The sequence below is a fragment of the Neisseria weaveri genome (assembly GCF_900638685.1).
GTDB classification, from domain to species: Bacteria; Pseudomonadota; Gammaproteobacteria; order Burkholderiales; family Neisseriaceae; genus Neisseria; species Neisseria weaveri.
Map to the genome: position 1 here is coordinate 2,042,529 of NZ_LR134533.1, position 19,810 is coordinate 2,062,338.

Sequence of the window (19,810 nt, forward strand, 5' to 3'; positions counted from 1 at the left end):
CCGTTACAATTAGACCCATATCATATACATTACTCAGGACACGTTGTGCAACCACTTGAATATTGCCGTTATAAAGCCGCCGAGAGCAAATCGAGCTTTCTGGCGGGTTTTCGTTTTCTGCCCCAGGCCAAACAGGATGCCGTAACCGTGCTGTATGCTTTTTGCAGGGAATTGGACGATGTGGTTGATGAGTGTTCGGAAGCGGCGGTTGCGCAAACAACCTTGAACTGGTGGCGCATGGATTTGCAAAAAGTGTTTGGTGAGGAAATGCCGGAACATCCGGTTTGCCAAGCATTGAAAAGCGTGGCGGCCGATTATGCGCTTCCTAAAGAAGAGCTGGACGACATCATTAACGGTATGCAGATGGATTTGGAAAAAGCGCGTTACGGGCGTTTTGAAGAGCTGTTACGTTATTGCTATTGCGTGGCCGGTGTGGTAGGGCGTCTGATTGCGCGTATTCTCGGTTTCAGACGGCCTGAAACTTTGGTTTATGCGGAAAAAATGGGTTTGGCACTCCAGTTAACCAATATTATCCGCGATGTCGGCGAAGATGCGAGAAAAGGGCGGATTTATCTGCCGACGGAAGAATTGGAGCGTTTCAATGTTCCCGCCAGGGTAATTATGCAGGGCGAGCCGAATGCTGAATTTGCACAATTGATGGCCTTTCAGATAGCGCGTGCGAAACAGGCTTATGCCGAAGCTTTGGCTTTGTTGCCTGCCGAAGACAAAAAAACGCAGAAAGTCGGTTTGATTATGGCCGGTATCTATTATGCGCTGCTGAAAGAGATTGAGGCGGACGGCGCTGGAAATGTATTGAAATATAAAATTGCCATTCCCACTCCGCGGAAAAAGCGGATTGCTTTGAAAATCTGGTTGCTGGGGTTGAAATTATGAAGCCGAGCGAAACCCGTTTTAAAATTGCCGTTGTCGGCGCGGGTTGGGCAGGTTTGTCCGCAGCCGTTCAATTGGCACGCCGTGCCGATGTGACGGTTTTTGAAGCAGGACGCAGGGCAGGTGGCAGGGCGAGACGGGTTGACAGCAGCGGTGTACTCAGTTTTTTAGATAACGGCCAACATATTCTGCTCGGCGCTTATCACGGGGTGTTGGGAATAATGCGCCAAATCGGCGTAGATGAAAAAGAAGTATTCCGCCGCATGCCCCTGACATGGTATATGGCGGAAGGCATGAATTTTCAGACGGCCTCGTTACCCAAGCCCTGGCATTTGCTGTTGGGCGTGTTGCGTGCGAAAAACTTGGCTTTTTCGGAAAAAATGGCTTTGCTGAAAAGCATGCGCGTTTTGAAGAAATACGGTCAATCTGATGCGGCCGATATTGACGTTGCCGCGTGGCTGCAACAAAACCGTGTATCCCATAAGCTGCAAATCGAATTTTGGCAGCCTTTGGTTTACGGTGCATTGAATACGCCTTTGGAGCAAGCCGGTTTGAAAACCCTGTATCATGTTTTGCATGACGGCGTTTGGGCGGAAAAGCAGGACAGCGATTATCTGCTGCCCAAGCGCGATTTAAGCAGTGTGTTGGCCGAGCCTGCCTGTTCGTATCTGCGCAGACGCGGTGCGAATATCCGTTTGGAAAACAGGGTGAACGGCTTGGAATGCCTGCCCGACGGCAAGGTAGCTGTCGACGGAGAACCTTTTGATGCCGTTATTTTGGCGGTAGCTCCTTATCATGCGGCGGCATTGATGCCGTCTGAAACTCCGGATAATATTCAGACGGCCTACCGCTCGATGAAGTATCATGCGATTACGACGGTTTATTTACGTTATCCGGAAGCCGTTTCTTTACCGGCTCCGATGACGGGTGTAAAAAACGGTACGGCGCAATGGCTGTTTGACCGGCGGGCTTTAGGCTTGTCCGATCGGGAAATGGTGGCGGTGATCAGCGTGTCGGACGGTTTCGGCGATTTAACCCGAGACGAGTGGATTGATAAGATTGATGCAGACATTAAAAAAATTTGTCCGCATTTGAGCAAACCGTCGGCAGCCAAAGTGATGACGGAAAAAAGGGCAACCATCGCCGCTACCGTTGACCGGTGTTTGCCCGATACGACATGGCTTCATCATCAGAATATTTATCCGGCCGGCGATTATCTGCACCCTCGCTATCCGGCAACATTGGAAGCTGCGGTACAATCCGGCTTTACCGCAGCAGATTTATGTCTTACAGAATTAGCCAATCAAAAAAGGAAAGAATATGGGCCGACTTGAAGGCAAAATTATTTTAGTAACCGGTGCTTCGCAAGGTATCGGCGAACAGGTTGCCAAAGCCTACGCTTCGGAAGGTGCAACGGTGATTTTGGTTGCGCGTCATCAGAAGAAACTGGAAAAAGTTTACGACGATATTGTCGCCGCAGGCTATCCCGAGCCGTTTGCCATCTGTTTTGACTTGTTAACTGCGGAAGAAGCCGAGTTTGGCCGGTTTGCCGTTACCGTTGCAGAAGCAACCGGCAATAAGTTGGACGGTATCGTGCATTGTGCCAGCTATTTTTATGCTTTGTCGCCTTTGGATTTTCAAACCGTTGCCGAATGGGTCAACCAATACCGCATCAACACGGTTGCGCCTATGGGCTTGACCCGTGCGTTCCTGCCCTTGCTGAAAGAGTCTTCGGATGCTTCGGTTATCTTTGTCGGCGAGACTCACGGCGAAAAACCTCAAGCTTATTGGGGCGGCTTCGGGGCTTCCAAAGCAGCGTTGAATTATTTATGCCAAGTGGCGGCAGACGAGTGGGAGCGTTTCCCGAACCTGCGTGCCAATGTGTTGGTGCCGGGATCGGTTAACTCGCCGCAACGGATGAAAACCCATCCGGGTGAGGCACGTAACGAGCGTAAGGAATACGCAGACATCATGCCGCATTTTATTTGGTGGTCAAGCACTGAGAGCAAAGGCAGAAGCGGCGAGATTGTTTATCTGTAAAACCGATTAAGGATTGAAAAAGGCCGAGACCTTTGCAAAATTCCCCACAATCCCCTAAATTCCCTCCCAAGACATTTAGGGGATTTTTCATGAGCACCTTCTTTCAGCAAACCGCCCAAGCTATGATTGCAAACACATCGGCCGCTTCCCCCTGTTGAAGTTGGAGCAGGTGATTGATTGGCAACCGATCGAGCATTACCTCAACCATCAAAGAACCCGTTACCTTCGAGACCACCGCGGTCGTCCAGCTTATCCCCTGCTGTCCATGTTCAAAGCCGTTTTACTCGGCCAATGGCACAGCCTTTCCGATCCCGAACTCGAACACAGCCTCATTACCCGCATCGATTTCCATCTGTTTTGCCGTTTTGACGAACTGAGCATCCCCGATCACAGCACCTTATGCCGTTACCGCAACCGGCCGGCGCAAGACAACACCTTGGCCGAATTACTGGATCTGATTAACCGCCAACTGACTGACAAGGGTTTAAAAGTAGAGAAAGCATCCGCCGCCATCGTTGACGCTACCATTATTCAGACGGCCGGCGGCAAACAGCGTCAGGCCATAGAAGTGGATGACGAAGGGAAGGTCAACAGCCAAACCACACCGAGTAAAGACAGCGATGCCCGTTGGGTAAAGAAAGACGGCCGATACAGACTGGGTTACAAACAACATACCCGTACCGATGCGGAAGGCTATATTGAGAAACTGCACATCACTGCCGCCAATGCCCATGAGTGCAAACACCTGCTGCCTTTGTTGGAAGGCCTAGCCAAAGGCACGACTGTCTATGCCGATAAAGGCTACGACAGTATGGAAAACCGGCAACATCTGGAAGAACATCAGTTGCGGGACGGCATCATGCAAAAAAGCACACCGTGGCTGCCCGTTAAGCCAAGAGCAAAAAATCCGCAACGGCCGGCTGGCGAAAGTGCGCTATGTGGTGGAACAAAGCTTTGGTACGTTGCACCGCAAATTCCGCTATGGACGGGCAGCCTATTTCGGGTTGGGCAAAGTGAGGGCGCAAAGCCACCTGAAGGCGATGTGTGTGAACCTGTTGAAGGCGGCCAACAGGATAGGTGTGTCTGTTGCCATCTGAAAGGCAGCTCAGATACCCGATTATCGGGTATTTGAGGGGAATAAAGGGGATATTTAGAACGGAAAACAGCCGAAATCCTGTGTTTGGGTTTCGGCTGTTGGGTAAAGGGGCTATTTTGCAAAGGTCTCAGGCCGTCTGAATTTTCAGACGGCCTTTCTGTATTTATTGAGGAAGCGGTATGGAAGTATCTTTGTCCTTCAGGGCTTTTTCTGCAGCCTCTACGTTTTGTTCCAAACTGCGGATACGCTCTTGGTATTTGCTGTAGTTGCGCTCGTTGCCTAAGCGTACGTTTTTACCGTCTTCCAAGGCCTGTTTGGCTTGATCCAATTTTTGTTTGGCTTCGGTTTCCGAACGGTCTTTGTCGGTGCCGGCGTTAGTCTTGGCTGCCGGAGGGGTGTACTGAACCGGTGCGGAGGTATAACCCGATGGTTTGCCCAAGTCGGATTTTTTACAGTTTGCACTTGGGTTTTGGGTGTAAACGCGATTACCGTTAACTGTGCATTCGTAAACGGAAACTGCCTGAGCGAATGATGCAGCAAGCAGGGCGAGAGCAAGCAGAGAGATTTTTTGCATGATAAGTCGCTAAATAAATATGTGTTTGAGTAAGAAAGTTTCGTTTAATTCAGCCAAAAATACCAAACGGCAATCAGAATGACGGCGATAAGGATATTGCTGGCTAAAATGATTTTCCAATCTTTCTTATCCGCTTTCCGGTTTTTAGCCGATGATATCCGCCGTACATAGAAAAACGGGCTGAGTAAGATGGAAACGGCGGAAATTAAAATAACGGCCGCATAATATATTTTTTCGGGTTCCATAAATTTTTACCCGGATGTGGAGTCTCAATACGGTTGTTTGAATGAGTTATATTTGATAAGCGTACTATAAAAGCAGCTGTCGACGCAAATAGATAGTTTTATTGTAAAAATTTCTTTATTGATATCTATTTGATTATTTGTTTGGAATGCTGCTTTTTTAACAACAGTCATGGCATAATCGGATAAAACCACAACCATTTTAGGAGAAATAGGATGGACCGCTTTGATTTTAGTTATGCACCGTATGACAGCTTGAATCCGAGTCAGCGCCAGATTCTGCAAAGTTCGGTCAATATCACATTTTTTGATGACGAAGAGGTCATCATCAAGCCGCAGCAGCCTATCGAGCATTTATATGTGATTATTAAGGGCTTGGTTAAAGAAATCGGAGCGGAAGGCGAAGTGGTTGCACTTTATCATGCGCGGGATACGTTTGATACCCGTGCTTTGGCGGAGGGGGTCAGCCAACATCAGTTTATTGTTGCGGAACAGGCTTTGGTTTATACGATTCCCAAAGTGGCGGTGATGCAGATCGTGGAATCCAATCCGCAGTTCGGTGCTTATTTTTATGCTTCCGTAGCCGAGAAATTTGCCAGTTTGTCGGAAAACAAAAATGAAGACGAGTTTGCCAGCCTGTTTACGGCAAAAGTGAAAGATGCCTGCCGGAATAATACGTTGTGGTTGGAGGGCGGTGCCACAATTTTGGAGGCGGCGCAGTTGATGAGAGAGGCTAAGGCGAAGTCTTTATTGGTTAATCATGAAGGTAAAGTCGGCCTGTTTACCGAATCTGTTTTCAGAAATATTGTAATTGCCGGTGCTTCTTCGGATGAACCTGCTCATAAATGGTCGACATTTGATTTGATTTCTATCGAGAGCGATGATTTTATTTTTAACGCGCTTTTGAGAATGACGCAGTTTAATATTCAAAGGGTAGTTGTTGAGGAAAATGGCAAGGTAGTCGGAGCATTGGAGCAAATCGATGTTTTGGCTTATGTTTCTAACCACAGCCATTTGGTTGCACAGCGTTTGGAACGGGCGAAGAGTGTCGATGAGTTGGTCGGTATTGCTTTGCAGATGACCGAATCGATTAAAGTGCTCCGCAAAAATGGCGTTCGGGCCGCCCAGCTTGCGCAATTGATGCAGGTGTTAAACAGCAGCCTGTTTGAAAAAGCCTGGCGTATGATTGTGCCGCCAGAGATTTATGAGCAATCCTGTCTGATTGTGATGGGTTCGGAAGGCCGTGGTGAACAGGTTTTAAAAACTGACCAAGATAATGCTTTGATTTTAAGAGAAGGCGTCGATATTCAGACGGCAGCCGAGGCGGCGGAGCGTTTTTCCGAAGTATTGGCCGAGCTTGGCTATCCGCCTTGCAAGGGTAAAATCATGGTGAATAATCCGGAATGGCGCAAGACTTTACCTGAATTTAAAAAAATGGTCAGCCGCTGGTGTTTTGAGCCAAGCCCGGCTGCCATGATGAATTTGGCTATTTTCATAGATGCAAAATCTGTGGCAGGAGACTCATCGTTATTGGAGGAAGTCAAAGGCCATCTGAAAAAACATTTAAGCAACGACGCAGGAATGCTGATGACTTTTGCCCGCGCCATCGAACAATTCGATGTGCATGGCCAGGGCTTTTTCTCTCAGCTTATCCGTCGCGAGTCTGCCCAAAAAATGGATATTAAGAAAATGGGCCTGTTCCCGGTTGTGCACGGTGTACGAGCGTTGGCATTGGAAGCGCGTCTGGACGAGACCAATACATTTGAGCGTATTCAGAAATTGGTGCAGTTGAATATATTGGACGAACAACTGGGTAAAGATGTAGCGGAAGCCCAACGCTATTTGATGGAAATGCGGTTAAAAGCCGGTTTGCTGTCTATGCATAATGGTCAGGTTAGCGAGCCGAACCAAGTAGATATTTACAGTTTGAGCACTTTGGAACGGGATCTTTTGAAAGATGCTTTGCAAGTTGTCAAACGCTTTAAAAATGTCGTGCGCCACCATTTCCACCTGAATGCTTAAGGGGTATGAATATGAGTATTTGGGAGAATTTAAAGCGCCGTAGCGAGCGTAAGAAGTTGACCGATAAGCATTACGATTTTTTATTTGAGGAGCATCCTGACGAATTTGTCAGCTTTGATTGTGAAACGACCAGTTTGGATGTTAAAGAAGCTGAAATTATTTCAATAGGCGCAGTGAAGTTGCGCGGAAACCAAATTTTGACCAGTGAATCGTTTTATGTTTTGGTTAAGCCCGAAGGCATGATGGAAGCTGCGAATGTCACTATTCACGGATTGCGGCCCAAAGATTTAAGTGGCGGTATTCCGATTGAAGAAGCATTAAAGCAGTTTTTGGAGTTTGTTGGCGGAAGACCGGTTATCGGTTATTTTTTAGAATACGATGTGGCAATGGTCAACAAATTCCTCAAACCCATGTTGGGCATCAGATTGCCGAATAAGCAAATCGAAGTTTCCAGTATTTATTACAGGCAAGAAGTAAATAAGCGTTTTTATGACAGCTACGTTGACATGAGAATGGCGCCTATGATCAAAAAACTCGGGATTCCCGACTTGCCGAGGCATGATGCATTAAACGATTCTATTAATGTTGCCATGATGTATTTGGCTTTGATGGCGAGAAGCAGGAAATAATTTTACATTCATCAGGTAAAAAATCAGCCGATACTGCGCAAGTATCGGCTGGTTTTATTTTTAATTTATTGATTATATTTTAAATTATTTTATACATAGTAAATTAATAAAAATAATATGTATTGATTTTTAAATTTTTTGAATATAAACTATTCTCATTTATTTAAATGTAAAAATGCTAAAGTTTTTATTTTTAATTAAAAATAAATTAAAAGTTTTAAGGAGATGGTTAATTATGGATAAGTTTAAATTAAGCATGATTGTTGTTGCATGCTCATTAGCATTGTCAGCATGTTCAAGCGGAGGCTCTGCTCCTGCTAATCCGTTGGCTCAAGATACTCCAGGAAAAGGTGCTGCAACAGGTGGCGGTACGGGTGGTTCGCAGTCTGGAAATGGAAGTAGTAGCGGCAGTGGCAGCAGCACCGAAGGCAGCGGCAGCAATACCGAGGGCAGCGGCAGCAATACCGAGGGCAGCGGCAGCAATACCGAGGGCAGCGGCAGCAACACCGAAGGCAGCGGCAGCAACACCGAAGATAGCGGAAGCGGTGATGTGACTGTTGAACAAGCTGATCCGGCATCAGTTGATTTCAGTGCGACATTTAAAGCCGATACAGACGGTTTGATGCAATCAGGTGTAAGAAATGGTGCATCGGTTACCTATGAAGATAAATCAGGTAAGGTTCTGTCTTCAGGCACTTCAGCTTTGGCAGATCAATATGATACAGAACCGCATAAGCTGGAGATTGACAGTAAAGCGGTTCATAAATTTGATAAGTATTCTTTTTCTACTTCTGATGATGAAAAAAATAAAGATATTCAGATTGTGAAAAATTTCCAAGTAGAAGAAGGTACGGGCAAAGGTCTTTTTGGCACTGTGGGTGAGGACCATGTTCGTTACGGTGTTTATCAAGATCAAGGCAAGAGTACGTTGTTTGTACATGGTGAGCCTAAAGGTTCTTATGGTAATATGCCTAAAGAAGGCAAGTTCACTTTTAAAGGCGGTGCGGTTTATGGAAAATCAGGTAATTACGTGCCGGCGCTGTCACATGTAAACGTAGATTTTGGGGATACTAAAAATGTGAATATCCGCATTACGCCGAGCAACAATCATGCTGCTTTTGATTTTTCAGGAAAAATTAACGGCAATACCTTTAGCGGCGCAGATGGAGGAGTAAAACACCGAGGCGGATTCTTTCGGGCAGGATGGAGAGATGAAGCAGGATATGCCGGTGGCGTTTTCCAAAGAACCGAGGGTGAGTTTGCAGGTTACCATGGTTCTTATGCTTCTAAAAAACAGGCGGCATATGAAGAATTCAATGCTCAGGTTGCCCCGCCTGCGGTTCCTGAAGAGCCTAAACCGCCTGTATCTGAACCTGAAGAGCCTAAACCACAGCCGCCGGTTGTTGTTCCTACGCCGCCTTCAAGTGAACCTGTTCCGCCTGTTTCTGTTTCAGGTGCATTTGAAGAAGCAATGAAAAACGGCTTTGTTCAAGATGATAAGTCTAGACCTGGTTACATGAAATCAGGTATCACAAGCTATTACGATCCCAGTACATATGTTACCAATGGTGTTATTTTAACTGTAGGTAAAGAAGGCAAATTCAGTGCAGTACGTCCAGAAGGTAAAGAAGCTGACAGCTTTAGAGAGCTGAAGTTAAATGGACATATTATTCCTCTATTGGCTAGCGGTCAGGATTTGTTAAACGGTATTAGCATGAGAGCGTTTAATGCTAAAGATTTGAAGCGAGATGGCGGAGTATATGACGAAACTAAAGACGGTAAAGGTTTAGTTGGTTCTACAACTGATAGTTTCCATTCAGAGGGCTTTAAAGCCATGCGCTTTGGCGTTTATCAATTAGAAGGAACCAACCATCTATTTGTACAAGGTCAGCCAAGCCGTTATATGCCTCCTGCAAGCGATAAAGATTATGCTTATGAGGGATATGCCGTGCATGTTGATAGTAACAATGCTTATTCGCGTGTTAACGGCGTAAAAGCCAAAGTCAATTTTGGTAAGAAGACTGTTGATGTGACTCTGAAGCCGGCTGGTAATGTGTTAGGCACAAATCGTCCATATGATAGTGCGTTGTCATTTTCAGCCACCATTACCGGTAATACATTCAGTAGCAATAGCGGTGGTGTAAGCACCAAAGGCGGATTCTTTGGTGGTCTCGGTCAGGATATGGGTGGTGTATACAATGTTGGAACAACCTATAAGAATCCTGAATACCACAACAGCAAGGGCGTATTCGGTACAACACAAGTTGATCCAAGAAAAAGATAAATTCGGTTAACTTGGTAACAATCAAGGCCGTTTGAAAATTAATTTCAGACGGCCTTTTTATGGTTTACAATAGTGTTTCATTTGATAAGTGGTATGTAAAATCATCTTATCGGTATGATTACGGACTCACTATTCACAATATATAACAATAGGATCGGATATGTTTTCTTCATCTCTTATTCGCAAAATAGCAGTTTCGGCATCATTGGCCGTATTTGCTTTGCCTGTTTACGCCGAAGATGTCAAGCCTCAGCCCAAACCGGTGGAACCGGAAGGGCATTTTAACGTGACAACTCCGGTTAATAGGCCTGCAAACGTACCGGAAGGCTTGGAAAAAAAGCGGGAACAGGCCAGTATCGATATTAGCGAAGAAGAGCTGCTTCAGCGCCCGGATTTGTTGAAGCGTGCATTAATTTCATCAGTTTTGTTTAGCAATGTGGAGGGCGTTAAAGTCCTGTTGCCGTTATATAAACAGCTTCCCGAAAAGAAAGACGAACTGTTAATGAAGATTTCGGAAGCCATGATCGCCCGTTCGGAAGGGGAATATGAACAGGCAATCCGGCAATACCGCGAAGCGTTACAGCAAAACGGAGATTTGCAGTTTGCACGTATTGCTTTGGCTCAAGCATTGTTTGAGAATCATGCGGATAAAAGTGCGGAAGCAGAATTTCAAAAAATCAAGCAGTTGCCGGATGCACCCAAGCAAATTGTCAATATGGCCGACAACTATTTGAAAGCTTTGGACGAACGCAAGAGCTGGCAATTTAATGTCGATGCGAATTATGTGCGTGATAACAACATCAATAATGCAACAGGGAAGAGGCAGATCAAAGACGGCAAAGGCACTTGGACTTTGCCGAAAGCAGAATCCGCACAAGGTATCGCTTACAATGTCGGCGCCAGTAAAAATTGGCGTTTGGCCGATAATTATGCATTAAGAACCGAGCTAGACGGTTACGGCAAATTTTATTGGGACAATCATAAATATGATGATTTGACCGTCCGCGCCGGAATTGGCGGTGTGTACCAAACTGCACGTTTGGAAGCGTCTTTACAGCCTTTTTTTGAAAGACGTTGGTACGGCACCGAAAAATACTCCAAAGAAAAAGGTTTGCGTGCGGCTGCACAGTATTGGGTAACGCCCAAGCATAAAATGTATGTAGCGGCGGAAGCCGGTGATCAGCGTCATGAAAGACGGAAGCATCTAGACGGTAAAAACTATACGGCATCAGCCACTTGGCTGTTTGTTCCCAATAACCGCCAATATTGGACATTAGGTGCGGATTGGGCGCGCAAAGAAGCTAAAGACCGCTCGGATGCTTACCGACGCAGCGGTGCCCGAGTGGGTTGGACGCAGCAGTGGCAGAAGCATTTAACCACATCTATGTCGCTTGGATATGCCGTTCGCAATTATGAAGCAGCAGATATTTTTCAAGTGGTCCGTAAAGACAAAGAATATTCCGCCAGTTTGGCTGTTTCCCATAAACGTTTGAGTTTTAAAGGTGTAACGCCGAAGTTGGTTGGCGTATGGCAAAAAACCAAGAGCAACCATCCGTTTTACGGTCATGAGAAAAGCAATGTTTATATTCAGTTGAATAAAAACTTCTAAGTTTGAATGCTGATTTGTATGAGGCCGTCTGAAAAATTACGATTTTTTCAGACGGCCTTTATGTATCGTCAGCTTTCATCACTCTGTTTTGAATGTAGCCACCGGCTTTTGGATTTGTGAAACAGTAATAAACTTGAAAAAAGTATTATCTTTACAAAAAGGCCGTCTGAAATTTCAGACGGCCTCTTTTTATTTTATTCCCACTCAATCGTGGCAGGCGGTTTGCCGCTCACGTCGTACACCACGCGGTTGATGCCGCGCACTTCGTTGATGATGCGGTTGGACACTTTGCCCAGCAGCGAATAAGGCAGTTCGGCCCAATGTGCGGTCATGAAGTCGCTGGTTACGACAGCGCGCAACGCAACCACATATTCGTAAGTGCGGCCGTCACCCATGACGCCGACAGATTTTACCGGCAGGAACACGGCAAAGGCTTGGCTGGTAAGATCGTACCATGAAGTGCCGTTTTCGTCGGTGGTGTTGCGCAGCTCTTGGATGAAAATATCGTCGGCACGGCGCAGGAGGTCGGCGTATTCTTTTTTCACTTCGCCAAGAATGCGCACGCCCAAGCCGGGGCCGGGGAAGGGGTGGCGGTACACCATTTCGCGCGGCAGGCCGAGAGCTACGCCGAGTTCGCGCACTTCGTCCTTAAACAGGTCGCGCAGCGGTTCGAGCAGCTTCAGGTTGAGGGTTTCAGGCAGGCCGCCTACGTTGTGGTGGCTCTTGATGGCATGGGCTTTTTTGGTTTTGGCACCGGCACTTTCGATCACGTCGGGGTAAATCGTGCCTTGTGCCAGCCATTTGGCGTTTTGGCGTTTGCCGGCTTCGGTTTGGAACACTTCTACGAATTCTGCGCCGATGATTTTGCGTTTTTGTTCGGGGTCGGTCACGCCGGCGAGTTTGCCCATGAAGTCGTCGGTGGCATCCACGTGAATCACGTTGACGCCTAAGTTGCGGGCAAACATGTCCATCACCATTTGGCCTTCGTTCAGGCGCAGGAGACCGTGGTCAACGAATACACAGGTAAGTTGGTCGCCGATGGCGCGGTGAATCAACGCGGCGGCTACGGAAGAATCCACACCGCCGGACAAGCCGAGAATCACTTCGTCGCTGCCTACTTGCTCGCGGATTTTGGCCACGGCTTCGTCGATGTAGTTGGGCATGGTCCAGCTGGGTTGTGCACCGCAGATGTCGAGCACGAAGCGGTTGAGCAAGGCGCGGCCTTGTTTGGTGTGGGTGACTTCGGGGTGGAACTGGATGCCGTAGAATTGTTTTTCGGCATTTTCCATCATGGCCACGGGGCAGCTTGGCGTGTCGCCGATGATGCAGAAGCCTTCGGGCAGCTTGGATACTTTGTCGCCGTGGCTCATCCACACGTCAAGCGTGTTGGGTTGGCCGTCTGAAAGGCCGCGGGTGAGTTCGCAGTCGATGGTTTTTACTTGGGCGTAACCGAATTCGCGCTGGTCGCCGGGGGAAACTTCGCCGCCGAGATGATGCGCCATAAACTGCATGCCGTAGCAGATGCCGAGTACGGGAATGCCTAAGTCGAAAATGCCGGTGTCGGCCTGATAATCGGATTCGTAAACGGAATTGGGTCCGCCGGAAAGAATAATGCCTTTGGGCGCAAAAGCTTTGATGTCTTCCAAAGGCATGTCGTAGGAATGCAGTTCGCAGTAAACGTGGGCTTCGCGCACGCGGCGGGCGATGAGTTGGGTCACTTGCGAGCCGAAATCGAGAATGAGGATTTTGTCTTGGGTCATGGCAGTTTCTATTGAAAATAGATTGAAAAAATAATGGGCGCCATTTTACCATAAAAAGGCCGTCTGAATTTTTTCAGACGGCCTTTTTATATTGTATTGAAGGTGTTGATGGCGTGTATTTTTTATGCGTGTATTGTAGATTTTTGCATAAAAAAACGGTAATCAATTGAGTGGATGTTTGAGATGTTTGTGCTGTTTATAAGGGATGATGCTGCTTCTTGAGAGTAATAGTAAGCAGCCCAATAAAATCATACCCAAGGCGATCAGTGGAGAATAGCCTAAGAAGTATTGGCCGCGTATATAAATTGCCGCACCGATGTAGATGAGCAACGGCCCGGCCACAATAGACTGCTTGTTAATACCGTCCATAATCAAAACAATCAGACCGATAACGGCCAGTGCGACAGCAACAAGCGTGGACGTGGCAGGCAGAATGTCTGTGGCCTTTAAAAACCAAACTGCACCGCCGATAATCAGGAACAGGGGGAGAACAAGTGAAGATTGTGGCATTTTAGGTTTTCCAAAATATTTTCAGGCGGCCACGATTATAAACACTGAGGCCGTCTGAAAGATAGGCTGTAGCTTGGCGCTGAACGGGGAATGTAAACGGGACTTTGAATTAATCTTTTGTTTTTAAATCATTACTTTTTATCAGGGCGCCGAATCTATAAATAATTTTACTGCTATTTAACGCGCGTTTTTCATCAGGCGTTGTTTTTCGCGCTTCCAATCGGCTTCTTTCATACTTTGCCGTTTGTCGTGCTGCTTTTTGCCTTTGGCTAGGCCGATGTCCATTTTGATTTTGCCCCGGCTGTAGTGGAGATTGAGCGGAACAATGGTATAACCGGCACGCTCGGTTTTTCCGATCAGTTTATTGATTTCGGATTGGTTAAGCAGCAGTTTGCGTTGGCGGACGGCATCGGGTTTGATGTGTGTCGAAGCTGTCGGTAGGGCGGTAATGTGGCAGCCGACCAAATAAAAAGCGTCTTTTTTCCAGTGGATATAGCTTTCTTTCAATTGCACACGACCTGCGCGGAGGGCTTTGACTTCCCAGCCTTCCAATACCAATCCAGCTTCGATTTGGTCTTCGATAAAATAGTCGTGAAAAGCTTTCTTATTATTTGCTATGCTCATGGTAATTCGCTTGAGATAAGTTCGGACGGCTTATTCTAACAGAGATAGGCCGTCTGAAAAATTAAAACGCTTGGATACAGGTAAAGCGGGGTTGCATGGTTTGACCTATTTTGATGTTTTCGGAAAACATGGCCGCCGGACGTATCCATAATCCGTATGTGCCGTATAACGCTCGGTAAACCACCATGTTTTCGCCGGTTTCTGAATGGGTGGCAGAGCCGATAACTTCGTAGAGATTGCCTTTGTAATGGCGGTAAATACCGGGTTTAATCTGATTCGGCATGATTGATGTGTTTGTTGTAGTAGTTTCGGATATCGTTGATGGCTTTGGTATCTGTGGGTTTCAGCAGATATTTTAATGTATCCAGACGGATAAGCAGCATGTCTTCCTGTTCCGCAATCTCGCAGCTGGCTTTGCCTTTGCTGCGAAAGTGTACCATCAGCTCGTCGAGTTGCTTTAAAGCGGTTTGATAATCGTCATTCATGTCATTCATAATGCTGATGAATTCGGGGTGGTATAAGACAAAAATAAAAACAAAAATGGCAGGCTTGAAAACCTGCCATATATTATTGGTGCCTGCTTGAAGGCTCAATATTTAAATAATTAAGCAGCTTGAATGTTAGCAGCTTGTTTGCCTTTAGGGCCGGTGGTAACGTCGAAAGAAACGCGTTGGCCTTCTTTCAAGGTTTTAAAGCCTTCCATGTTGATCGCAGAGAAGTGTGCGAACAAATCTTCGCCACCTTCGTCCGGAGTGATAAAACCAAAACCTTTAGCGTCGTTAAACCATTTAACAATACCGGTTGCCATTGAACTTCCTATACTAAAAATAAATTAATAAAATCCAGCAAAATAAGGCAACGCTGAAAACCTAAAAGTTTTGAGTTCCTCCCAAACAATTATGCTTTTTTGTGCATGCCAAGCTCTGCTTAGTTAACTTTTTACCTTTGTTAAGTAGTGTAGTCAAGTAATGTTTGGGAAAAAGGTCAAAATTTATTAAAATAATAAAAAATACAACATAATCTTATTTGAAAACCACTTTTAAAGACCAAAAATTATGAGCAAAGAACAAACGGGACGTGAATCCGGCATAGGCTTGGCAGAGCGCAAGCATTTGTCGCCACCGAGAAAATACGGTGTGTTTTTGTTGAATGACGATTACACGACAATGGATTTTGTGGTCGGAGTGTTGACGGAAATTTTTTTGCTCGCGGAAGAAAAAGCTCATGCCATTATGTTGTTGGTGCATCACGAAGGTAAGGGTTTGTGCGGTGTGTACAGTAGGGATGTCGCACAAAGCAAGCAGCAGAAAGTTCTGGATAGGGCGCGGCAGGAAGGGCATCCTTTGCAGTGTATCTTAGAGGAGATGTAAATGATTTCGGCTCAGTTGGAGCGGATTCTGCAATTATTGTATGCGGAGGCGAAAACCCAGAATTATGAGTTTATCGGTCTCGAACAATTATTGATGACGCTGATTCAGGAAGATGAGAATGTTGCCGGAGTATTGCAACGTTGCGGCGCGGACTTGAATATTCTGGAACGCCAACTGCATGAAAGTGTGGCAGATAATACGCCTGTGGTACCCGAACATATGTTGGATAGGGTGGAAACCCAGCCGACAATCGGTTTCCAACGGGTTATTCAACGGGCGATGGTACATGCGCAGTCGGCAGGGAAAGAAGAAGTATTGCCTTTGGATGTTTTAGTGGCGTTGATGAGCGAGACCGAGAGCCATGCCGTTTACTTTCTTCAGCTGCAGTCGGTTAACCGTTTCGAGGTTTTGCGCAGCATTGCTTACGGTGGCTTTGATGAGTCTTCGTCTGTCGATGAACATGCTGATGAAGAAAAGACGGCTTCCGATAAAAAAGATGCCTTAAGCAATTACACAGTCAATTTAAATGCAGAAGTTGAGGCCGGCCGTATTGATCCGCTCATCGGACGGAAGCATGAAATGGAGCGGTTAGTTCAGGTATTGTGCAGAAGGCGCAAAAATAATCCGCTGTTAGTCGGTGAGGCCGGGGTTGGGAAAACGGCATTGGCGGAAGGTTTGGCATATCAAATCGTGCATAAACAGGCTCCTGAAATTTTATTAAACGCTACGGTTTTTGCTTTGGATATGGGCGCGTTGGTGGCCGGTACAAAATATCGGGGTGATTTTGAAGCCAGGGTCAAAGCGGTATTAAAACAAATTTCGCAAGTTGAACACGCTATCTTGTTTATCGATGAAATTCATACGATTATCGGAGCAGGTAGTGTTTCCGGCGGGACGATGGATGCCTCTAATTTATTGAAGCCGGCATTGGCTAAGGGGCAGTTGCGCTGTATCGGAGCGACAACTTATGACGAATACCGTACGATTTTCGATAAGGATCACGCACTCAGCAGGCGTTTTCAAAAAATCGATATTGTTGAGCCTTCTGTTGCGGAAACCGTGCAGATTTTGCGCGGCTTAAAACCGGCTTTTGAAGCGTTTCATCAGGTTAAATATACGCAAGGTGCGGTTGAGGCTGCTGCCGAATTGTCGGCACGATATATCAATGATCGCTTTTTGCCTGACAAGGCGATTGATGTGATGGATGAAGCCGGAGCAGCACAGCGTATTATGGCGAAATCTAAGCAGAAGAAAGTGATAGGTAAGGCTCAGATTGAAGCTGTGGTAGCTAAAACTGCACGTATTCCGGAAAAAAATGTTTCGCATGATGATAAGGAAGTGCTGAAATATTTGAGCCGTGATCTGAAAAATATGGTGTTCGGTCAGGATAAGGCCATCGAAGTTTTAGTTGATGCGGTGAAAATGTCCCGATCAGGATTGGGGCAGCCGAATAAACCTATCGGGAGTTTCCTGTTTTCAGGGCCGACCGGTGTCGGCAAAACCGAAGTGGCGAAACAGCTTGCTTATTCGTTGGGCGTGCCTTTGCAACGTTTTGATATGTCAGAATATATGGAGCGGCATGCCGTATCCCGTTTGATTGGCTCGCCGCCGGGATATGTCGGATTCGAGCAAGGCGGTTTGCTGACTGAAGCCATCAATAAACAGCCGTTTTGTGTATTGCTGTTGGACGAGATCGAAAAAGCGCATCCGGATATTTTCAATATTCTGCTTCAAGTGATGGATCATGGAAAGCTAACCGATAACACCGGTAAAAGTGCCGATTTCCGCAATGTGATTATTATCATGACAACCAATGCCGGCGCTGAAGGTTTGAGCAGACCGACTGTTGGTTTTACTTCGAAGCGTGAGCGCGGCGATGAAATGGTGGCAATCAACAAGCTGTTTACGCCTGAATTCCGCAACCGCTTGGATGCAATTGTGCCGTTTGCGTCGTTGGATAAAGAGATTATTGCCCGAGTGGTTGATAAATTTTTGTTACAGCTGGAGCAGCAGCTGCAAGATAAAAAAGTGGAAATCGAATTTTCTCCTGCGCTTAGAGAATATTTGGCCGATAAAGGCTTTGACCCAAATATGGGTGCTCGTCCGATGGGCCGGTTGATTCAGGATAAAATCCGTAAGGCATTGGCCGATGAGTTGTTATTCGGTAGATTGTCGGAAGGCGGTAAAGTATTGGTGGATTGGAATAGTGCTGATGAAAAAACGGTGTTGGTGTTTCAATAAGCCATTTATTCTATAAACGTCGCTGTGTGATTGAGGCCGTCTGAGATTTTCAGACGGCCTCGTGCTTAAGTAGAAAATATTGTTTATTAATATATTGGCTTAATTTGCTGCCGGTCTGTATTGTCGGTTACTACAGCTTTCTAACCGGTGCTTACCAGTCTCCCCTTTTCAATTTTTCGATTTGACGGCGGTCGCGCTTGGTTGGACGACCGTCAGGATAAGCAGCACTGACTCTAGAAGCCTGATCCAGCAGCTTTTGCTGTTCGCGTAATTCGGCTGTTTTCATATCTTCTTCATATAGCAGTCGTGCTTCCGGGGCTGGGCGGCGTTGATGGTTGAGTGCTTTTACAGATATCTTGTAGGGAAGTGAGTTTAGGGTTAAGTCGATGGTGTCGCCTACGCTGATATTTTTGCTGTTTTTGACTTTGGCTCCGTTAACCATAACCCGTCCAAGCTCGATGTGCTTTTGCGCTAAAGCACGGGTTTTGAAAAAGCGTGCTGCCCACAGCCATTTGTCTAAGCGCATAGATGATGAGTGGTCATTGTGTTGTTTCATAAACTGAAGCCGGTGTTGTCGGATGATGAAAATAGTTGGGATGATAACCGAGTTTGATATTGCCGGAAATATGCCCAGTTTAACTTTATGACCACAGCCTGACAGAAAAAATAATCTGGGCAGCAGCGGGTATGTAGAAACCCAACAGATTGCTGTTCGGGCTTATTGTAAGGTAAAATTATCGTTTTAGTGTTTTTATACTAAATGAAAATACCTGTTATTATTTGTTTGAATTTCAAACGGCCTGAACGCTAATCAGTGTGACAATATGCTGCAAGGATGTCTAAAAAAAGCATTTAATTTTAAATAAGCAGTGATTAAAGTGCTGCTAAAGCGTCTTTCTTAGCGTATGATAACGCTGGAATACCATTGATGAGAGCATCAGCTATATGAAACCTGTTTTCTTGGATTTTGAACAACCCATTGCCGAATTAATTAAAAAAATTGAAGAACTGCGTTTTATGCAGGGTGAATCGGCTGTGGATATTTCAGATGAGATTACCCGTTTGCAACGTAAAAGTGCCGATTTGACCAAGTCGATTTTCAATAAATTGACGCCTGCGCAAGTATCGCAAGTTTCCCGGCATCCGCAACGTCCTTATACTTTTGACTATATCAAAGCAATTTTTACCGATTTCGAAGAGTTGCACGGCGACAGACATTTTGCAGACGATCATGCAATCGTCGGTGGTTTGGCGCGTTTTAACGGACAAAGCGTAGTGGTTATCGGTCATCAAAAAGGCCGGGACACCAAAGAAAAAATCCGTCGCAATTTCGGTATGCCGCGCCCTGAAGGTTATCGTAAGGCATTACGTTTGATGCAGATGGCGGAGAAATTCCATCTTCCGGTTTTTACCTTTGTAGACACCCCGGGAGCTTATCCCGGCATCGGTGCGGAAGAGCGCAACCAATCCGAAGCTATTGGCAAAAACTTATATGAGCTGACCAAATTGCGAGTGCCCGTTATTTGTACCATTATCGGTGAAGGCGGTTCAGGTGGTGCATTGGCGATTGCTGTTGGTGATTATGTGAATATGCTGCAATATTCCACTTATTCGGTAATCTCGCCTGAAGGCTGTGCGTCTATTTTGTGGAAGACGGCAGAAAAAGCGGCCGATGCTGCACAAGCTTTAGGTATTACCGCAGACCGTTTGGCCAAATTGAATTTGATTGATCGGGTGATTGAAGAACCTATGGGCGGTGCACATAGAAATCATGAAGAAATGGCCAGACGGGTTAAAGAAGTGTTGGCAGAGCAATTGCGTATGGCTCAAGATATTCCAATGCCGGATTTGTTGACGCGTCGCTTTGACCGTATTATGGCTTATGGAAAATTTGCAGAAAAATAATGATTTGAAACGA

At 46.1% G+C, this 19,810-nt stretch carries 18 protein-coding genes and 1 pseudogene; 11 read left to right on the top strand and 8 right to left on the bottom strand.

The genetic code is table 11. The features are described from left to right. The first annotated feature begins 45 nt into the window (after window positions 1-45). The 4 genes and pseudogenes from hpnD (at window position 46) to EL309_RS09795 (ending at window position 4,028) form a co-directional block, all read left to right on the top strand. Entirely contained in the window at window positions 46-894 is an 849-nt protein-coding gene (gene hpnD / locus EL309_RS09780; protein WP_004285003.1) for a presqualene diphosphate synthase HpnD, read from the top strand. Next, window positions 891-2,225, top strand: coding sequence for a hydroxysqualene dehydroxylase HpnE (gene hpnE, locus EL309_RS09785; RefSeq protein WP_004285002.1), 1,335 nt, complete (start codon window positions 891-893; stop codon window positions 2,223-2,225). The genes hpnD and hpnE overlap by 4 nt, the downstream gene beginning before the upstream one ends. Further along, the gene (locus EL309_RS09790; protein ID WP_004285001.1) at window positions 2,212-2,931 is read left to right on the top strand and encodes an SDR family oxidoreductase; all 720 of its coding nucleotides are present in this window, start codon (window positions 2,212-2,214) and stop codon (window positions 2,929-2,931) included. The genes hpnE and EL309_RS09790 overlap by 14 nt, the downstream gene beginning before the upstream one ends. A gap of 89 nt (window positions 2,932-3,020) precedes the next feature. Continuing rightward, window positions 3,021-4,028: pseudogene (locus EL309_RS09795) on the top strand (IS5 family transposase). 162 nt (window positions 4,029-4,190) lie between these two features. Here EL309_RS09795 and EL309_RS09805 read toward each other — a convergent pair. Beyond that, window positions 4,191-4,601, bottom strand: coding sequence for a DUF4124 domain-containing protein (locus tag EL309_RS09805; RefSeq protein WP_004284989.1), 411 nt, complete (start codon window positions 4,599-4,601; stop codon window positions 4,191-4,193). A 458-nt stretch (window positions 4,602-5,059) separates the two neighbouring features. Here EL309_RS09805 and EL309_RS09815 point away from each other — a divergent pair, with 458 nt between their 5' ends. The 4 genes from EL309_RS09815 to EL309_RS09830 all read left to right on the top strand — a co-directional run bounded on the left by EL309_RS09815 (window position 5,060) and on the right by EL309_RS09830 (window position 11,387). Further along, window positions 5,060-6,865 (top strand): DUF294 nucleotidyltransferase-like domain-containing protein, encoded by a 1,806-nt coding sequence (locus EL309_RS09815; RefSeq protein ID WP_004284986.1) that lies wholly within the window; start codon window positions 5,060-5,062, stop codon window positions 6,863-6,865. Window positions 6,866-6,876: 11 nt separating this feature from the next. After that, window positions 6,877-7,494 (top strand): 3'-5' exonuclease, encoded by a 618-nt coding sequence (locus EL309_RS09820; protein ID WP_232014418.1) that lies wholly within the window; start codon window positions 6,877-6,879, stop codon window positions 7,492-7,494. A 235-nt stretch (window positions 7,495-7,729) separates the two neighbouring features. Continuing rightward, window positions 7,730-9,778 (top strand): transferrin-binding protein-like solute binding protein, encoded by a 2,049-nt coding sequence (locus EL309_RS09825; RefSeq protein ID WP_107860830.1) that lies wholly within the window; start codon window positions 7,730-7,732, stop codon window positions 9,776-9,778. A 160-nt stretch (window positions 9,779-9,938) separates the two neighbouring features. After that, a complete protein-coding gene (locus tag EL309_RS09830; protein WP_004284983.1) occupies window positions 9,939-11,387 on the top strand; it encodes a surface lipoprotein assembly modifier in 1,449 nt (482 codons plus the stop codon). Window positions 11,388-11,581: 194 nt separating this feature from the next. Here the strand turns inward: EL309_RS09830 and guaA are convergent, their stop codons facing one another. From guaA to EL309_RS09860, 6 genes are all read right to left on the bottom strand, one after another. Then, the gene (gene guaA / locus EL309_RS09835; RefSeq protein ID WP_004284982.1) at window positions 11,582-13,147 is read right to left on the bottom strand and encodes a glutamine-hydrolyzing GMP synthase; all 1,566 of its coding nucleotides are present in this window, start codon (window positions 13,145-13,147) and stop codon (window positions 11,582-11,584) included. Between the two features lie 162 nt (window positions 13,148-13,309). Continuing rightward, a complete protein-coding gene (locus tag EL309_RS09840) occupies window positions 13,310-13,657 on the bottom strand; it encodes a hypothetical protein (protein ID WP_004284981.1) in 348 nt (115 codons plus the stop codon). Window positions 13,658-13,834: 177 nt separating this feature from the next. Beyond that, window positions 13,835-14,281, bottom strand: a complete 447-nt coding sequence (gene smpB, locus EL309_RS09845) for an SsrA-binding protein SmpB (protein ID WP_004284980.1) — start codon at window positions 14,279-14,281, stop codon at window positions 13,835-13,837. A gap of 61 nt (window positions 14,282-14,342) precedes the next feature. Beyond that, window positions 14,343-14,564 (bottom strand): DUF1653 domain-containing protein, encoded by a 222-nt coding sequence (locus tag EL309_RS09850; RefSeq protein ID WP_004284979.1) that lies wholly within the window; start codon window positions 14,562-14,564, stop codon window positions 14,343-14,345. Next, the gene (locus tag EL309_RS09855; RefSeq protein WP_231987935.1) at window positions 14,548-14,766 is read right to left on the bottom strand and encodes a branched-chain amino acid ABC transporter; all 219 of its coding nucleotides are present in this window, start codon (window positions 14,764-14,766) and stop codon (window positions 14,548-14,550) included. Before EL309_RS09855 ends, EL309_RS09850 begins: the two co-directional genes overlap by 17 nt. A gap of 119 nt (window positions 14,767-14,885) precedes the next feature. Beyond that, window positions 14,886-15,089, bottom strand: coding sequence for a cold-shock protein (locus EL309_RS09860; protein WP_002217533.1), 204 nt, complete (start codon window positions 15,087-15,089; stop codon window positions 14,886-14,888). A 247-nt stretch (window positions 15,090-15,336) separates the two neighbouring features. Here EL309_RS09860 and clpS point away from each other — a divergent pair, with 247 nt between their 5' ends. Together clpS and clpA are read left to right on the top strand one after the other, a co-directional pair. After that, window positions 15,337-15,651 carry an ATP-dependent Clp protease adapter ClpS gene (gene clpS / locus EL309_RS09865; RefSeq protein ID WP_004284945.1) on the top strand — a complete coding sequence of 105 codons (315 nt, stop codon included), beginning with the start codon at window positions 15,337-15,339 and terminating at the stop codon, window positions 15,649-15,651. Beyond that, entirely contained in the window at window positions 15,652-17,892 is a 2,241-nt protein-coding gene (gene clpA / locus EL309_RS09870) for an ATP-dependent Clp protease ATP-binding subunit ClpA (protein WP_004284944.1), read from the top strand. Between the two features lie 151 nt (window positions 17,893-18,043). On the opposite strand, the gene EL309_RS09875 is transcribed toward clpA, so the two are convergent. Beyond that, window positions 18,044-18,448, bottom strand: coding sequence for an RNA-binding S4 domain-containing protein (locus EL309_RS09875; protein ID WP_036494943.1), 405 nt, complete (start codon window positions 18,446-18,448; stop codon window positions 18,044-18,046). Between the two features lie 389 nt (window positions 18,449-18,837). On the opposite strand from EL309_RS09875, the gene EL309_RS09880 reads away from it, so the two are divergent. Next, entirely contained in the window at window positions 18,838-19,797 is a 960-nt protein-coding gene (locus tag EL309_RS09880) for an acetyl-CoA carboxylase carboxyltransferase subunit alpha (RefSeq protein ID WP_004284942.1), read from the top strand. Window positions 19,798-19,810 lie beyond the last annotated feature (13 nt).

Bases quoted from the DNA above. Each gene is read 5' to 3' on its own strand.
- hpnE (WP_004285002.1), top strand. From the start codon at position 891: ATGAAGCCGAGCGAAACCCGTTTTAAAATTGCCGTTGTCGGCGCGGGT.
- EL309_RS09790 (WP_004285001.1), top strand. From the start codon at position 2,212: ATGGGCCGACTTGAAGGCAAAATTATTTTAGTAACCGGTGCTTCGCAA.
- EL309_RS09805 (WP_004284989.1), bottom strand. From the start codon at position 4,601: ATGCAAAAAATCTCTCTGCTTGCTCTCGCCCTGCTTGCTGCATCATTC.
- EL309_RS09815 (WP_004284986.1), top strand. From the start codon at position 5,060: ATGGACCGCTTTGATTTTAGTTATGCACCGTATGACAGCTTGAATCCG.
- EL309_RS09820 (WP_232014418.1), top strand. From the start codon at position 6,877: ATGAGTATTTGGGAGAATTTAAAGCGCCGTAGCGAGCGTAAGAAGTTG.
- EL309_RS09825 (WP_107860830.1), top strand. From the start codon at position 7,730: ATGGATAAGTTTAAATTAAGCATGATTGTTGTTGCATGCTCATTAGCA.
- EL309_RS09830 (WP_004284983.1), top strand. From the start codon at position 9,939: ATGTTTTCTTCATCTCTTATTCGCAAAATAGCAGTTTCGGCATCATTG.
- guaA (WP_004284982.1), bottom strand. From the start codon at position 13,147: ATGACCCAAGACAAAATCCTCATTCTCGATTTCGGCTCGCAAGTGACC.
- EL309_RS09840 (WP_004284981.1), bottom strand. From the start codon at position 13,657: ATGCCACAATCTTCACTTGTTCTCCCCCTGTTCCTGATTATCGGCGGT.
- smpB (WP_004284980.1), bottom strand. From the start codon at position 14,281: ATGAGCATAGCAAATAATAAGAAAGCTTTTCACGACTATTTTATCGAA.
- EL309_RS09850 (WP_004284979.1), bottom strand. From the start codon at position 14,564: ATGCCGAATCAGATTAAACCCGGTATTTACCGCCATTACAAAGGCAAT.
- EL309_RS09855 (WP_231987935.1), bottom strand. From the start codon at position 14,766: ATGAATGACGATTATCAAACCGCTTTAAAGCAACTCGACGAGCTGATG.
- EL309_RS09860 (WP_002217533.1), bottom strand. From the start codon at position 15,089: ATGGCAACCGGTATTGTTAAATGGTTTAACGACGCTAAAGGTTTTGGT.
- clpS (WP_004284945.1), top strand. From the start codon at position 15,337: ATGAGCAAAGAACAAACGGGACGTGAATCCGGCATAGGCTTGGCAGAG.
- clpA (WP_004284944.1), top strand. From the start codon at position 15,652: ATGATTTCGGCTCAGTTGGAGCGGATTCTGCAATTATTGTATGCGGAG.
- EL309_RS09875 (WP_036494943.1), bottom strand. From the start codon at position 18,448: ATGAAACAACACAATGACCACTCATCATCTATGCGCTTAGACAAATGG.
- EL309_RS09880 (WP_004284942.1), top strand. From the start codon at position 18,838: ATGAAACCTGTTTTCTTGGATTTTGAACAACCCATTGCCGAATTAATT.